Genomic DNA, 704 nt, shown 5'->3' with positions numbered 1-704 from the left:
CCGGGTTACTGGTTTTACCGCAATGATGAATTTGTCTTTGACTACAGACTCAAAGCGGAAGATGAGCGTGATGCCCTTCTGGCTCAGGTCAGTGCCCGGACAGGGGAATGGGAAGAAGACCTGCTGCTGGGGTTAATCAGCGACGAAGATAAAGAAAAGCTGAAAGCCTGTCGTATTTACGCGAAATCGCTGCAGGCGATGGATTTCAGCACCATCACTGATAAATCCTCATACAACGCCATTGAATGGCCCGCCTCTCCGGAAGGTTCTTCCTGATTTAATTTATCGCGAGAAAAACAATGTCTGTAGTGATATCAGGTGCGCTGACTGATGGCGCAGGTATCCCCATGTCCGGATACCATATTATTCTGAAATCCCGGGTAAACACCCCGGAAGTGGTGATGAACACTGTTGCTGATGTGATGACAGGAAACGATGGTGAATACTGTTTCCATGCGCGGACTGGAAAATATGGTGTGTATCTGAAACAGGACTGGCGCAACGAGTACAACGTTGGCGACATTGCTGTATATGAGGACTCAAAGCCCGGCACGCTGAATGACTTTCTGATTGCTCCTGATGAGGGCGACCTGAAACCGGATGTCGTCAAACGCTTTGAGGAAATGGTGGCGCAGGCGCAGCAGAGCGCCGGGGCCGCAGCCGGAAACGCACAGCAGACGGCGCAGGATGTGGCGGCAGCCGCA

The 704-nt window shown here is 51.8% G+C and carries 2 protein-coding genes; both read left to right on the top strand.

The window, feature by feature from the left end; genetic code table 11:
- The coding region (locus ACUU1I_RS20985) for a tail fiber assembly protein (RefSeq protein WP_202837206.1) at nt 1-276 on the top strand (276 nt) is incomplete at its 5' end.
- A 23-nt stretch (nt 277-299) separates the two neighbouring features.
- A partial coding sequence (locus ACUU1I_RS20980) for a prophage tail fiber N-terminal domain-containing protein (RefSeq protein ID WP_072075238.1) occupies nt 300-704 on the top strand: 405 nt, incomplete at its 3' end.

This window comes from Shigella sp. SIG3, from assembly GCF_053555855.1.
Note: the sequence above shows the minus strand (reverse complement) of the source record. Positions and strands in the feature narration are given on the sequence as shown.